The sequence below is a fragment of the Hymenobacter sp. B1770 genome, from assembly GCF_049896385.1.
Classification (GTDB): domain Bacteria; phylum Bacteroidota; class Bacteroidia; order Cytophagales; family Hymenobacteraceae; genus Hymenobacter.
Genome location: NZ_JAFCUF010000002.1, coordinates 691,875 through 707,876 on the forward strand (window position 1 = coordinate 691,875; position 16,002 = coordinate 707,876).

Sequence of the window (16,002 nt, forward strand, 5' to 3'; positions counted from 1 at the left end):
TAGAGCAGGAATTTTTGGGGTATGGAGGAAAAGGACAAACGACCGCGGCGGCAAGCCGCTGACCACCCAAAAGTCCTGAACTACAATACCTCAAGCATCCTGCCCATTCCTGTTTTTTGCTAAATAGTAGCACAACCCGCTCTTTATGCTCGTATCGGCAAGCAGCCTACAAGCGCCCAGAGCAAGTACCCCGTGCTCCCGCATAGGCCCCGCCCCAGCTCAGCCATGAGGGTACAGGTAGGTGGATTTTATCCCCCTAGTAGCCCGAGTGCAGCACCTTCATCCACACAGTTGCCCCTTAGCGTGGGCATTCTTCACGCGTCAGGCCCTCATTGATAACAATAGCGGCTTTGCTTCCCGCTGCAGCGGCCAGCAAAGCCTGCTGGGTGCCGGGCGTGGTGTCGCCGGCTGCATACAGGCCCGGAATAGACGTTTGCATGGAGGAGTCGACCCAAACGGCCCCTTTGCTGTTGTGCCGGGCGCCCAATTTTTTGGCCAAGTCGCTCCGCTGGTGCTGGGGCGCGTGCAAAAACACCGCCGTGCGCTCGAGCTCGCTGCCGTCGACAAATTCGATGCACTTCAGGTCGTTGCTTTCTGAGCCCACCAAACGGTTGATGTGCTCCTCTCGAATTCGGATTTTCTGGCGCCGCAGCCGGCGCCGGGCGTTGGGCGTGAGGTGCCCCGGCCCATCGGTCACCACCACCACGTCGGGGCTCCAACGGCTCACCAGCAGGGCCAGCCCCGTAACGGTACGACCCTGCCCATACACGGCCAAAGGCTGGCCCCGCACCTCCCAGCCATGGCAGTAGGGGCAATGCAGCACGCCCCGGCCCCACAGTTCGCGAAACCCCGGCAGGGGCGGTAGTATATCGGCCACACCCGTAGCCAGCAGCACACGCCGGGCCGTGATGGTCACGGGCAGGTCATCGGCGGTACCCACGCCCGTGGCCCGGAAGCCCCTGCCCTCCTGGGTAATGCTTTCTATTTCCAAACACTGCACCTCCACCGAGTCGTAGGGCTGCAGCTGCTCGTGCCCCAGGCGCAGCAGTTCATCGGGCCGAATGCCATCGCGGGTCAGAAAGCCATGCACGCCCGGCGATGCCTCGTTGCGTGGCCTCCCGCCATCGGCCACTAACACCCGGCGCAGGCAGCGCCCCAGGGTAAGCGCCGCCGAAAGGCCGGCACTGCCCGCCCCAACAATCAAAACATCGTATTGCATCACAAATAGAAATAGCTTGGCATAAGCCAGTTTTAACCCAATCCCCGGCTCTGGGGTTACGCCAAATGGTTCAGCTAAAACACAAAAAAGCCCTTCCCGTATCGGGAAGGGCTTTTTTTCCTTTGTAGACAAGCCGGTCTCAGCGCTATTTACCGAAGCCCTAGAAGCTCTTACTCCTGTTTTATACGCATTACAGAAAGCACAACTTCATTATGAAGTCATTATCCGCGACCACTGGCGTCCACCAATGCCCGTAGAGGTTCGTTGAAGCCAACGGCATCTACCAGCTCTTCCAGCGGTAGGTGCAGGCGGTACTTCCAGAAGTGGGTGGGGTTGCTGGGCACGTTGATTTGCTCCTCGTGCGGATTGGCCCGGCGCAGGCCGGTATCCATGGCCAGCAGGTCCTGCAGGGGGAAGATGGCCCACATGGCCGGCGAGTGCAGGTGCTGGGCTAGGATTTCACGCGCCACCCACGGCTCGCAGTAGAAGGGGGCCACCTCGCGTCGGCGGCCGAGGATTGTTTCGAAGAAGCGCTGAGTGCGCACCCGGTCCTCCTCCCACCAGCCGCGCACGGTGCTCATGTCGTGGCTGCTGGTCGTGACTACGCTCAGGTAGGGCGCGGTGCCGGGGTGGCCAAACTCGGTTTCGGGGTTCGAGGGCATACGCTGAATGTTCAGGCCCAGAATGCCGAGCTCTTTCATCACACCTGGCACCGAGGCGGGCACCATGCCGAGGTCTTCACCGCAGATGAGCATGTCGGTAGCGTAGCGCACGGGCGGCAGCTTCACAAGGCCCTGCTGACGCCAGAACTCCTCGTGGCGGCGGAAGAAGAAGTCCACGTAGATGTCGTCGTAGAGGCGGCGACGGTCGTTGTCGGATTCCAACTCGCGGAACGAGTAGCTTTTGTTCAGGGTAATGCGCGGGTGGTAAAAGTCGTTGCCCGCGGGCACGAACAGCACCTCGTTCACGAGTTGAAACAAGCCCTTTTGCAGCCAAGCAAAGTAATCGACATTCTCGGGCTCGTCGGCGATTTTTTGCGCCAGATAAGCTTCGATTTTACGTTGGTTATCGACTGGCTCCTTCAGGTGAATGCGGCCGTAGCTGGCGTCGTACATGTATTCATCAAATACGGATTGAGCTTCACCTTGGAAGATATCCTGGAGCATGTGCCAGCGGATGTAGGGCTCGCACAACCGGCTGTAGTCAAACCAGCCAAGGCGGAGCTCAATCTCGTGACGGTGCAGCGGCAGGGCGGGCGAAAAGTGACCCAGCAAGCCTTCTACCGACTCGATGGGCATCTCCCAGATGCGGAAGAAACCCAGAATGTGGTCGATGCGCAGGGTATCGAAGTAGCGGCTGAGGTGGCCCATGCGCTGCTTCCACCACTTGTAGTCGTCCTGGGCCATGCGCTCCCAGTTATAGGTGGGGAAGCGCCAGTTTTGGCCGGTGGTAGAAAAATCGTCGGGTGGGGCACCGGCCTGGCGGTCCATGTGGTAAAGCTCGGGCTGCGTCCAGGCATCCACAGAATGGCGGTAGATGCCAATGGGCAGGTCGCCTTTCAGTACCACGCCGCGGCTGCGGGCATAGTTCACGGCGGCGCGTAGCTGCTTGTCGAGGTGAAACTGGGTGAAGAAGAACAGGCCGAATTCGTCGTAGTTGGCGGCGGTTTCGGCGGTCAGCTCCTGCAGGTTTTGCGGGGTTTGGAACTCGGTGGGCCACTGCTGGAAAGCGGCGGTGCCGAACCGGTCGCGCAGGGCAGAGAAGGCAGCGTAGGGCACCAGCCACTCGGCTTGGCTGGTGTAAAACTCGCGGTACTCGGGGTCGGCCAGGAAAACTTGTTTCTGCTGCTGATAGAGCAGCTTAAGAAACTTCCACTTGGCGTTCATCACCGGCTCGTAATCCACGAAGTCTTTGGCGTTGACCTCCTGCTTTAGCCGGGCCAGCTCCTGGGCGGCTTTCTTGTCTTTGAGCGGCGCGATGCCTTCGAGGTGAATGAACTGTGGATGCAGCGCAAACACCGAAATGGCGGCGTAGGGGTACGAATCGACCCAGGTGTGCGTGGCGGTGGTGTCGTTGATGGGCAGAATCTGCACTAGCTTCAGGCCGGTTTGCACGGCCCAGTCGGTGAGCAGCTTCAGGTCGGAAAACTCCCCTACGCCAAGGCCTTTTTCGCTGCGCATGGCAAACACGGGCAGCGCCACGCCCGCGCCACGCCACGTATTGAGGTATTGATAGCTTTCATCGTGGAAGACGCGGGCCGGCGTGCGGTCGGTGGTGCCGGGCACCACGCGGTTTTCGCCGCCCTCCATGTCGAGGGCGTGGCCGGCCTGGGGGTCCCACATGGCGTATTTGTACAGGCAGTCTTGCTCGGGGTTTTCAAGCGTGACAGTAGCGGCCCAAGTGGGGTACTCGCGGTCCGTCAGCACCAAGCATTTGGTGTTGTCCCAGGCGCCAAGGGCGGGGTCGGAGCCGAGGATGCACAGCTGAAGATGGGGCTCGACCCGGGGAGCCAGCAGCCGGAAAGTGGTGGTGCCAGCCGCCGGGGCTATGGCCGTGGCCGCTACAGCAGCCGGGACTTTGGCTTTCTTTCCCTTGGCTACCGGAGCGGCCGCAGCTGCTACGGGCCGGCGGAACAGCGCCTTGGTGAAGGCCGCGGTCAGCAGCTCGTTTTCAGGTTGGGCGGGGGCGCGCCAGTAGTCGGCTAGGTGCAGGCGCTGTGTGCGCGAAGCATCGAAGGCAACCGTGCGATTGGGGCCAAACTCCCAGTGCACGCCCTGCGTGTTCGCATCCAGCAAAACATACTTATAAGCAAGGGTTTGCTCTCCGGCGGCGTCGGCTACGGTTAGCTCGTGCTGCCAGCAGCCGGTGGCTTCGTCGTAGCGCATTTCGGCAGCGGCGGCCAGTTGGAAGTTGCCCAGGTCGGGATGCGCGCCACAAACGGCCAGGCGTTGCCCGAAGATGGTGCGATAAGGAAGAGAAAAACGTAGTATCATGCAATCGGTGGGTTTGGGGGCGCAAGATAAGGAGGCAGTTTGGCAGCCCGCATCAAGCACAACTATACTGGATTGGATACGAAGGATTGCCAACCCAGGCCGGCCATTTTCCGTTTGGCAACTACATCTTGTTCTGTTTGCCGCTTACTCACCTGCTGCTTTGTCAACTTTTTTGCGTCGCGCCCTTTACGGCTTGCTTGGGCTATTGGCTCTGGTGCTATTTCTTGTTGTCGCTGTGGTGGTGGTACTGCAATTCCCCGCCGGTCAGGACTTTGTTGCCAGTAGGGCCGAAAGCTACCTCCGCGATAAGCTGAAGACGGACGTTCGCATTGGGAAGTTTCGCACCGATTTTCGCCACGCCATCAACCTCGACGGTGTGTACTTGGCCGACCAGCAGCGCGACACACTGCTGTCCGTCGGTCACTTAGGTGTTGATGTCGACATCTGGTCGTTGGTGAAAGGCCAAGTCAATGTATCGAACGTGGAGCTGAACGACGGCCGCGTGCGCCTGACACGCACCGAGCCCGACTCGGTCAATAACTACGATTTCATCATTGACGCTTTCACCGACCCCACCGCGCCGGTCGACACGACGGCTTCGGGCCTGAAGTACGACATTGGCAAAGCCCGCCTTACCAACATCTACTTCACGCAGGAGGACCAGATAACCGGCTCCGACATTAGAGCCAAGATTGGCGAGTTCACGGCCAACATGGACGAGGTAGATGTGGATAACTCCATCTACAAAGTGGATAACGCGGCCCTGCGGCGTGCTTCCATCAGCATTGTGCAAACCAAAACGGCCCCGGAAGTGAATAACCCCGCTCCGTCCGAGCCACTCACCTTACAATTTGGGCTGAACCGGGCCACGCTCGACAGCGTGCGCTTCACTTACAAGAATGGTCCGGCGGCCCAATATATCAGCACCACCATTGGGCTGGCCGATATTACGGCCCGCAACATCGACTTGCGCAACGAACGGGTCGACCTCACCAAGCTTACGCTCAAAAACACCTCGTTTGCCTACGCGCAAAACGAGGACGTGCCCGTGGAGCAGCGTGTAGTGAACCCCGCCGAGGCCATTCGCAAGCTCGACGAAGCCACTTCGCAGAACACCGCCACCGACGGCCAGCCCCTGAACTGGCGCGTGACCCTAGCCGAATCCGACATTAGCGGCCTCGACGTGGCCTTTGATAACTTCAACGAGCCCAAGCAGCGCACCCGCGTGCCGGCCATGGACTACAACCACCTTAAGTTTACCGACCTTGTACTGAAGACGCGGGACTTTTCATTCTCTGAAAACCGCACCACGGCCAAAGTCGACAACCTGGCCGGCCGCGAGCAGAGCGGTTTCCGAATCAATAGCTGGCGGGCCAACGTGGTGTACGACTCGGTGCAAATCCGCCTCGACAGCCTCGACCTAATAACCCCGCACACCCGCATCCGGCGCACGCTGGCCCTGGGCTACGAAAGCCTCGATGCCCTAGCCGACACCAAGAAGCTGCCAAACCTGAAAATTGAAGGCGACCTGCGCAATGTGCGCCTGGGCTTCCGCGACATTCTGTACTTGGCGCCCGACCTGGCCGGCACGCCCCCATTCAACACCGGCCCCAACCAGTCGGTGCTGGTGAACGGGCAGATTGCTGGCCGCGTGGGCGACTTCACAGTACGCAACCTGGAGTTCGTGGGACTTCGCAACACAGTGTTGCGGGCCCGGCGCGGGCGCATTCAGGGCCTGCCCGAAGTGGATTCGCGGCTTTACGCCGACTTTGACATTCAGCAGTTCAGCACCACTGAGGCCGACATCCGCAGTCTGGCGCCCAAGGGCAGCATTCCGCCCGATATCAGCATTCCGCCGGCGCTGTCGGTGAGCGGCACGTTCCGTGGCCGTCCCACGGTGCTGCAGTTTGATACCGACCTTAAGCTGCGTTCCACCTACGGCGACATTGCCTTCAACGGCAACCTGGGCGCCAAACAGGCCAACGGCCGCCAGCCGGTGGTGGGCACCTTCGCAGTGAACGGCTTCGATTTCGGCAAGTTGCTGAAGGACCCCACCATTGGGCGCGTCACGGCCTCGGGGCGCATCAATGCCAGTGGCGACGTGCAGGACCCCGCCACCCTCATTGGCCAGGTGAACGCCACCGTGCAAAGCGCCGTGTATAACGGCTACACCTACCGCGGCGTGACCGCGAAGGTGGACATTGACCGCAACCGCTACGTTATCGACGCCAAAAGCAAGAGCGACCCGAACCTCGACCTCGACCTGCAGGCCGTGGTGAACCTGCGCGATGCCAATAACCCCACTTATGAAGTAACCTCCCTCAACCTGCGCGGTGCCAACCTTACAGCATTGGGCTTCTACACCGGTGGCGATTTGCGGGTGCAGGGCAACCTGAACGCTAACATGAGGGGCGGCAGCCTCAATACCCTCAACGGCACGTTTAGCGGCACCAACATTGTGGTGATTAAGGACAATCAGCCCTTTGCCTTTGATACGGTGCGGGCCAAGATTGTGCAAACCGCTAACCGGGCGACCGTAGATTTCAACTCCAACATCGTCGCCGCAGAACTGGATGGCAACGTGCTCCTAGGCGACTTAGCCCCCGAACTGCAGCAGCACATCGACCGGTATTTTGACTTGCCGGGCGTGCGCTATGTGGCCAGCAACGCCGACCGCCGTTTCACTTACTCGCTGCAGCTGAAAGATGCCAAGCTAGTGACCAAACTGGTGCCGGACCTCAAGCAGATTTCGCCCTTCACGCTGACCGGTGAATACTCGCGGCAAGCTGCCAAACTCACAGCTAACACTAATATTCCCGTCATTCGCTACGGCAACTACCGGATTGATTCGCTGCGCCTAGCCGTGGACTCGGATGCCAGCAAACTGGACTATGGCCTGCGCATGGCTCAGGCCGCCCAGGATACCACGCTGCGCCTGCGCCGCCCGAGCATTATCGGCAACGTAGCCGACAACAAGATTTTCACCCGAGCCGCCATCCTCGGCGACTCGGCCAACCGGGAGCGCCTGGCATTGGCCGGCACGCTACAAGAGTTGGTTCCGCGCGACCGCAACAACCAAGTAGTGTATCAGTTTGAGGCGGCCCCCGAGCAGATTATCAACTACGAGCCCTGGACGGCCGGCGCCAACAACTACGTGCGCTACTACCCCACCGGCGCCGTGGTGGCCAATGGCCTGAACCTGACCAACGGCCGCAGCAGCCTTGCTCTGCAAAGCCAGAACCCCAACGTCCCTACTTCGCCTCTGGGCATTACGTTCACTAGCTTCGAGCTAGCTGAGCTGGCCCGCATTGTGCAGCAGCAGGATTCGCTGGTGGCCGGCCAGCTCAACGGCACGGCCCGCATCGACAACCTGGGCACTCCCCGCCAAGCCTTTACGGCCGATGCCACAATAAGCAGCCTGGTATTTCAGAAAGCCCTTATCGGCGACATTGCCCTGAAAGCCAACAACCCCGCCCCCGACCGTTATGACATCAACGCCCGCCTGACCGGCGGCGATGCTGGCACGGTGGGCGGCACCGTGGGTGGTGGCGGCAACGATGTCACCATCAACGGGACGTACCTCACCAGCAGCGCCACGCCGCTTAATTTTAATATTAACGCCAACCGGCTCAATCTGAAAGTTGTGGAGCCGTTCTCAGCCGGCCAAGTGCGTAGCGCCACGGGCTTCCTGCGCGGGCAGCTAACCGTGACGGGCGCCACCACCGCGCCACAGGTGCGGGGCGCACTCACGACTTCCGGCGATGCCGGCTTCATTGTTCCGCAGTTGGGCTCGCCTTTCCGCCTGCCCGAGCAAAGCCTGACTTTTGACAACCGCGGCATAGCGTTCAACAACTTCACGGTGCTGGATTCGGCCTCCAACAAGGCCGTGGCCAACGGCTACCTGCTGACCACGAACTTCATCGATTACAACTTCGACCTGCGGGCCACAACCAACAACTTTATGGCCGTGCGCAACACCCGCGAAAACAACGAGCTGTTTCACGGCCGGCTGATTCTGGATTCGGAAACCCGCCTGACAGGCCCGCTCACGCTCATCAAAATCGATACCCGGGTGACCGTGGTGGAAGGCTCGAACCTGATTGTGGAATCGCCGAGCACTACCCCCACCTCGGTTGAGCGGGAAGGCATTGTGGAGTTCGTGAACATGCGGGCCCCCGTCGATACCATGCTGGCCCGTCAGCTAGCGATGGACACGACCAAGGTGGGCGCAACTGGCTACGACATCAACGCGGTGGTCACTATCAACAACCGTTCGCCGTTTACCATCGTCATCGACCCAGCCAGCGGCGACAACTTGAAAGTGCGGGCCGATGGCGCCCTGAATACCCACATTGCCCCGGATGGCACCATAACGCTCAGCGGGCGCCTAGAAGTGGCCCGCGGCGAGTACCGCATGTCGCTCTACGACCTGGCTTCGCGCGAATTCACCCTGCAGCCCGGCTCTACCATCACCTGGGACGGCGACCCCTACAACGCAGACCTTAACCTTACAGCCATCTACAAAGTGCAGGCCGCGCCCGCTGAGCTCCTGGCCAGCCAGGGCGAGGACGACGCTACCAGCAACACGGTATCGCGCAACCGTCTTCCTTTCAACGTTCTGCTTAACGTGACCGAGCAGATAAGCAAACCCGCCATCGGATTCGACATCACCTTGCCTGAAAACCAGCGGGGAGCCCTCGGCGGCCAGGTTGACGCCAAGCTGGCGCAGCTGCGGCAGCCCAACCAAACTTCCGAAATGAGCAAGCAGGTGTTTTCGCTGCTGATTCTGGGCCGGTTTGTGGCGCAAAACCCCTTCCAGACCAGTAGCGGCGAGGGCTTGGTGGCCAGCCAGCTGCGTGGCAGCGCCAGCGCTGTGCTCACCGACCAGCTCAGCAGCCTTACCGACAAGTACCTATCCGGCCTGGGCCTGGACCTGGGCGTGACCAACCAGGCCGATTACAGCACCGGCGAGGCCCGCAGCCGCACCGACCTGAACGTGGCCATGCGCCGCCAGCTGTTCAACGACCGCCTCACCGTGCGCGTGGGCACCGACATTGCCTTGAGCGGCGCGGGCACCCAAAGCACCCAGGGCCAGAACAGCGCTAGCAACCTGGCCGGCGACGTGAGCCTGGAATACACTCTGCTGGCCGATGGCCGCCTGCGGGTGCGCGTCTTCCGCCAGAACGCCTACGAGGACATCGACGGCCAGATTGTGCGCACGGGTGCGGCCCTGGTGTTCCAACGCGATTACGACAACCTGAAGGACCTGTTTTCGAAGGTGCCCAAATCAATTAAGGAGGAGCGCAAGGTCAATCGTAAAATTGAAAAGGCCGAGAAACAGGCCGAGAAAGATTCTGTCCAGAACCAGCCCACAGCTCGGGCCGACACCATGCGCACCAAAGCGGCTTCTGGGCGTTGATTACTGATTTTTAGCATGCTTAATTTCTTACCCCGAGTTCCACTTTCTCCCCCCGCCCCCCTTTCCAGCGAGGTGGAAGGCACCAGCAATTTTCAGTTGCCCGGAAACGGATTTCCTGCTCCGCAGGTACTGGCGCGCGGTGGTGAGGTCGCACGCGCACGGCCGACTAACCTGTGGGGCAAAACCATGGCTTTGCTCCTTTTTGTCCTGCTGTTTTCGGCCTGCTCGGGCCTGCGCTACATACCGGAAGGCCAGAAACTCTATACCGGCACCAAGGTCATTATCAAAAGCCCGGAGAAAGTCCCAAACGAAGCCGCGCTGCAAACGGAGCTGGAATCGGTTATTCAACCCAAGCCCAACCTAGCTTTTCTTGGGATGCGGCCCAAGCTCTACTTCTGGGGCTTGGGGCAGAAGAAAAAAAAAGGAATCGGCAAGTTCTTCGCCGACAAATTCGGCGAGCCGCCCGTGCTGCTGAAGGACGTCAAGTTCAGCGCAACGGAAGGTCTTATCACCAACCGGCTCTACAACAACGGCTTCTTCAACGGCACGGTGAGCCACGAGGTGAAAGCCCAGGAGAAAACGGCCCAGGTAGACTACACGGCCAACGTGGGAAGGGTGTACATCATTCAGGAAATTCACTTTCCCGACCGCGACACCCTTATCGATGTAGCCATTCGCGCCACCCAGCCCGCCACCTTGCTCAAAGTGGGCGATGCCTACAACCTGAACACCTTCACAGCCGAGCGGGTGCGCATCGACGCCATCCTCAAAAATCAGGGCTATTTCTATTTCCAACCCGACTTCCTGCTGTTTCAGGTCGACAGCACCTATGACCACAAGGTGAACGTGTACCTGCGCGTGAAAGCCACTGCCCCAGCCAAAGCCACCCGGCCCTACTGGCTCGACGTGATTAAGCTCAACACTGACTACGTGCTGACCGACACCACCAAGCGAGAACCGGTTCGCTTCCGCGGCTATGAGTACTTCCCCGACGAGGAGGTGTTTAAGGCCAAGGCCATCACAAACGCCACGTTTCTTTACCCGGACAGCCTGTACCGGCGCAAGCGGCGCGACCAGACCATCAGCCGCCTGATGAGCCTGAACGTGTTCAAGTTTGTAGAAATCCGCTTGAAGCCGGCCGCGGCCGGTGACTCGGCCGGCCGTGGCCGCCTCGACGCCGACGTGCTCATGACCCAGCTCAAGAAAAAGAGCCTGCGCACCAGCCTGCAGCTGATTTCCAAAAGCAACGGCTTCACCGGCCCGGGCCTCACCGCCTCGTTCCGCAACCGCTCGGCCCTGCGCGGTGGCGAGCAGCTGCTAATCAACGGCACGGCCACCACCGAAACCCAGACCCGGGCCCCGGCCGGCGCCGAATCGCGCAACAACGTGGGGCTTACCTCCACGGAGTTTGGCATTACGGCCCAGCTCTTTGTGCCCCGGCTGGTGGCCCCCAACCTGCCCCTGCTCGACATTCGCCTGCCGAACTCCGATTTCCAGCCCCGCACCACGTTCGGGGCGGGCGTGCGCCTCATCACGCGCACCGGCTTCTTCAGCACCACCAACTATAACCTGAACTACGGCTACAGCTGGAAAACAAAAATCACCAACGAGCAGGAACTGCGGCCCATCGACGTGCAGTATAGCCGAGTGTCGACTACGCCGGAGTTCGACATCATTCTTGACCAGCGCGCCTTTCTACGCAACTCTTTCCGGCAACAGTTTATCCTGGGCTCGAGCTACCGCTACACCTACAACCAGCAAGTGCTGGAACAGCGGCGCCAGCAAATCTTTTTCCAGGGCCAAGTGGAGGTAAGCGGCAACGTGGCCAATGCGCTGAGCAGCGTGCTAGGCCGCCCTCAAAACCCAGAGGGCCGTTACTCGCTGGCCAATCAGGAATTTTCGCAGTACACCAAGTTCGACTTTGAGTTGCGTGAATACTACCGCATTTCGGCCGACCCCGCTTCCGACAACCGCATCGTGGGGCGCCTGCAGGCCGGCATTGGGCTGCCTTATGGCAACTCCCGGGGCCGCTCGCTGCCCTACCTGCGCCAGTACGGCATCGGCGGGCCCAACTCAATCCGGGCCTTTGCGGCCCGCGAGCTGGGCCCGGGCACCTACCGCCCCGAAAGCGGCACCGAGAACCGCATCAGCTTCTACGACCAGGTGGGCGACATTCGCCTCGAAGGCAACGTGGAGTACCGCCAGGACCTGGTGCCCTATCTGAAAGGCGCCGTGTTTGTGGATGCTGGCAACATTTGGCTCGTCAACCCCGACCCCGACCGCCCCGGCGGTCAGTTCAACACGAGCAGCTTCCTCAACCAGCTGGCCGTGGGCGCCGGCCTTGGCCTGCGCGTCGACGTGGAGTTCTTCGTCATTCGCTTCGACTACGCCTTTCCGCTGCTGGCGCCCTACGGAAAGCCCGCCGACAAAGCCGGCCGGCTCAACCTAGCCATCGGGTATCCTTTCTAACCAATAGGCTCAGTCAATGAGTGAACAGGTGGGTGGGTGAATGGCTTATATTATCTTTCTTCAGCCATTCGCCCATTAAGCCATTGACTGAGCCCATTCACCTGATTATCGGGCACCGCTCAAACGGCCGTTCGCGGTCGAACTGGTACCGATAGGTGGCGTGGGTTTTCACAATGGTGGCCCCAATAGAGCGGGTGGTAACCAGCATCCGCGGGTTGAAATCGCCAATCCAGTTCATTTCGATGTCGGCATAGCCCGCATCGATGAACGCTTGGCGGGCGTGCACCAGCATGGCGGCGTCTACGCCTTTGCCCTGGTAGTTGGGCACCACCCCGTAGATGATGCCGAACAGGCGTTTGTCGGGCCGCCGCATGAAGCGCCACTGCTCCCACAAAAAGCGCAGCTTGCCCCACAGGTTCAGGCGCCGGCCCACATGCCGGAAAATTTGATTCAGTTCGGGCAGGCTGATGAAAAAGGCCACGGGCTCGGTCCCGCGGTAGGCAAACCAGAGCAGGCGCTCGTCTACCACGGGCTTCATCTCGCGCACAATTTTGCGGGCTTGGTCCAGGGTCATGGGCTTTACGCCGGAGTGCTTGGCCCAGGCCAGGTTGTAGACGTGGTGGAAGTCCTGAGCCAGCTTTTCGGCGTCCTGCTTGCGGGCGTGTGCAAAGCGGAATTCAGCGGCATTTTCTTTGGCTCGCTTCGCGAAGCTGGCGTGCAGGGGCGCTGCCGTAGTGCGGTAGCAGGTGTACTGCTTGAAGTAAATTTGAAACCCGTACTGCTCAAACAGCACTTGGTAATACGGCGGGTGCCAGAACATGCCGTAGTTGGGCGGCCGGTCGAACCCGTCAATCAGCAAGCCCCAAAATCGGTCGCGCTCGCCAAAATTGATGGGGCCGTCCATGGCCTGCATGCCACGCACGGCCAGCCAATGCCGGCCCGCGTCGAAGAGCTGATTGGCAGCCCCCTGGTCGTCGATGCACTCGAAAAAGCCCAGTCCGCCAGTGGGCAGGTCGGGGTTCTGCACGTCCACCGCATCGCGATTCAAAAAGGCAGCAATTCGCCCGATGACCGTTCCACTGGCATCGGTTAGCACCCAGCGGCAAGCTTCGCCGTTGGCAAACTTGAGGTTCTTGGCAGGGTTAAAAACCACCTCCACCTCATTTTCCAGCGGATTGATGTACTGCGGCACGGCTCCGTGCAAGCGGGCAGGCAGGGCAATGAACTGCCGCGCTAGGCGGGCATCCGTTACTTCAAGTAAGGGCATAAAAAGAATACGAAAACAACGCACACCCTCCGGCTGCTGGTCGGAAGAGCATATCCTGGAAAGGCTGCAAAGAAACACCCGCCGCCGCCGAACGCCACCGCTCCCCTCTAGCAATCATCACCCGGCAAGTCAGCTTAACGAGCCCAGCCCAGCTTCTGCCTTTCATTGGCACAGGCCCACTCCTGCCCCATCATTCCTAGACAGGAAAGAACAGACAGCTCTGGATGCCAATAATCGAAGGAAATGTGTCGTTACTCTACCTGCAGCCGCAAGGCCTTGGTTCCGGCCCGCACGAGGTACATGCCGCGGGCCAAGCCGGTAGGAAGCCTCAATTGAGCAGCACCGGTCTCATCAACAACAGCAGTAGCCACGGTTCGCCCGACTGCATCCATAACCTGAACCGCTGCACCGCTGGGAGCCCCCACAAGAACAGCGCTAGCCTGGGCAGGATTCGGAAAAACACTCATCGCCACTGATTCAGAGACCAGCACCACCGCCTGCACGGGCGAGTAGGAAAAGCTTCCATCGCGGTCTACCTGATGCAGGCGGTAATACAGCAAGGAGGCGCCACGCGGCAGGGCCTTATCAACCAAGGCGTACTCGTGCCTAGCAAAACTGTTGCCGGCCGCTGGCAATTCCTGTCCAATGGCATTAAAGACGACTCCGTCGAGGCTGCGCTCCACCCTGAAGTAGGCACTGTTATGCTCGGTGGCAGTAGCCCAATCCAGGGTCACGGTGCCCGGAGCGGCCATTACCTGGAAGCGCACCAGTTCCACGGGCAGCGGCACAACCGTGGGCAGGGCTACAGCCACGTCGCGTATTTCAAAGTTGTATACGGCGGGCACTGTGTTGCCAAGAAGCGTGGCCGCGCCAGTGGTCAGGTTCAGGCGGTAGAGGTTGCTGGAACGGCCGCCGTTGCGCAGAGCAGTTACCTCGGTCAGGTAGCCAATGTTTTCCCTGGAGGTGGGGTTGAAGTAGATGTCTAGGCCCATGGCATCGGGCTCGCCGATACCGTATGTGCCCGAGGAGACAATGACCGACATTGCCACCGGGGCTGTCAGCGTACCCCCGTCTGGTGAGCTTAGCACCGATAATAAACCGTTGCGGTAATCAAGAGCATAGAGGGTGGTAGCTCTGCTGCCTGCATAAGAGTTGGTATAAGCTACTGCTGAAACTGCGGGGGCAGCTGGGGATTCGCCCGCGTAAGCCAAAGGGCTATCCTTAGCCAGAAGTGCCCCGGTTGCCGAAGCAAGGCGGTAATTGGCGCCGTTAGTGCTGGTCACCCGAATGTGGTCGGCCAGTGGGTTAAATTCAAATCCCATCCGGTTGGTGCTATTGCCAAGCTCTAATCGGAGGGGGTTGCCCACCTTTGTCACCGCATTGGTAACCGGGCTCAGGGTATAGAGCTGGGCGTTGTTGCCCGTGGTGGCTCCGTCGTAGCCCAGCGCGTAAAGCACTTTGTTGGCAGGCCGAAAATCGATGCCTATTAAGATTTGGCCGGTTGTAATGCCGGAGATGGCCACTGGCGCCAAGGTATTGGAGGCCCCAGTGGTTGGGTCGATGGTAATCAACCCCAGGCTATTGAGTGGAGCACGCCGTAAGTTGCTGCCCGTGATGATTCCCAGGCCGTAAATGGTCTGCGCAAAACTAGGTGCGGCCAGCAGCAAAAAGGCAAACAACAAAGGTATTTTCATAGTTAGAAGTAAAATAACAAGCGTCTTCTATCAATGATGAAGCCAAATAGCAGCCCATCGTCATGGCGGCACATTGGCATCGCTTTCCCTACATCAATGGATGGCGCTGCCGCTCCCATCACGAGCTGCTTGAGGGCACAGCATGCTACTGCTTGTGATGCAGCCGATAGGCAGTACGTCTGAATTCACCTTCGGGGTGCCCGATTCTCATATACATGCGTGAATTACAAAATTGCTTTTCACAGCTACTGCCAATGCGTTAGCTTACTGGCTATGGTTCATTCCTGGGCATGAGTATGCGCTAACAGCCTCGGCATTGCGGGGTCTGTAGCGTACGATTATTTAAGCTTTTCTACCAGCAAACGCACCCCTGCTAGCACCGGCTTGGCAACGTGCATGGGCATGGGCCCTATGAAAGCGCCAAAGCTGTGCCTTACTACTTCTCTGATAAGGTAGCGAAGAGGGAACCCACACGTTTTTATAGGCAGTAGCGCCGAAGGAAGGAAAAGATTGCGCGAACCTGCTGGTTCGCTGGTCCATTAGCAGTCGGATTCACAAATGCGCTTTCCCGCACCTTCCGGGTGGCCTCAAACTGCCCCAGAAGAAAACAAAAAGGACACTGGTGGAGGCCGTTACCGATACCTGATATTCGCAAAGTTGGGGGAATGCGTTGCGCAACGCGGCAACGCGGATGCGAGTGGTATATCAGTTTCTCTTGCTCGCTGGACAGCTTAGAATAATATGGCAGGGAATTGTTCATGTTATAATTATTTATACAATAAATATAACCAATCAACCTCTACCGAAAAAGAGAAGTGATGCTTTTGCTAAAATATTTTAGTGAGCAGAAAACTCTATTTAAGCTAGGTTGTACGGACAATTAACGGAGCCAAAGCAAGGCAGAGACGAAATGGAGCATGCCTAAAAAGCTGCTGGCTGTC

At 59.4% G+C, this 16,002-nt stretch carries 6 protein-coding genes; 2 read left to right on the forward strand and 4 right to left on the reverse strand.

Annotated features, from left to right (window positions below):
* Positions 1 to 298 precede the first annotated feature (298 nt).
* Together ACP7AJ_RS06865 and ACP7AJ_RS06870 are read right to left on the reverse strand one after the other, a co-directional pair.
* Positions 299 to 1,219: an NAD(P)/FAD-dependent oxidoreductase gene (locus tag ACP7AJ_RS06865; RefSeq protein ID WP_426059462.1), complete on the reverse strand. Its 921-nt coding sequence runs from the start codon at positions 1,217 to 1,219 to the stop codon at positions 299 to 301.
* 221 nt (positions 1,220 to 1,440) lie between these two features.
* Positions 1,441 to 4,212, reverse strand: a complete 2,772-nt coding sequence (locus ACP7AJ_RS06870) for a 4-alpha-glucanotransferase (RefSeq protein ID WP_426059448.1) — start codon at positions 4,210 to 4,212, stop codon at positions 1,441 to 1,443.
* A 172-nt stretch (positions 4,213 to 4,384) separates the two neighbouring features.
* Here ACP7AJ_RS06870 and ACP7AJ_RS06875 point away from each other — a divergent pair, with 172 nt between their 5' ends.
* Together ACP7AJ_RS06875 and ACP7AJ_RS06880 are read left to right on the forward strand one after the other, a co-directional pair.
* Positions 4,385 to 9,631, forward strand: a complete 5,247-nt coding sequence (locus ACP7AJ_RS06875) for a translocation/assembly module TamB domain-containing protein (protein WP_426059449.1) — start codon at positions 4,385 to 4,387, stop codon at positions 9,629 to 9,631.
* A gap of 186 nt (positions 9,632 to 9,817) precedes the next feature.
* A complete protein-coding gene (locus ACP7AJ_RS06880; protein WP_426059450.1) occupies positions 9,818 to 12,100 on the forward strand; it encodes a BamA/TamA family outer membrane protein in 2,283 nt (760 codons plus the stop codon).
* A gap of 97 nt (positions 12,101 to 12,197) precedes the next feature.
* On the opposite strand, the gene ACP7AJ_RS06885 is transcribed toward ACP7AJ_RS06880, so the two are convergent.
* Both ACP7AJ_RS06885 and ACP7AJ_RS06890 read right to left on the reverse strand, forming a co-directional pair.
* On the reverse strand, positions 12,198 to 13,367 hold the full coding sequence (locus tag ACP7AJ_RS06885; RefSeq protein ID WP_426059451.1) for a hypothetical protein: 1,170 nt from the start codon (positions 13,365 to 13,367) through the stop codon (positions 12,198 to 12,200).
* A 251-nt stretch (positions 13,368 to 13,618) separates the two neighbouring features.
* A complete protein-coding gene (locus ACP7AJ_RS06890; RefSeq protein ID WP_426059452.1) occupies positions 13,619 to 15,061 on the reverse strand; it encodes a DUF4394 domain-containing protein in 1,443 nt (480 codons plus the stop codon).
* Positions 15,062 to 16,002 lie beyond the last annotated feature (941 nt).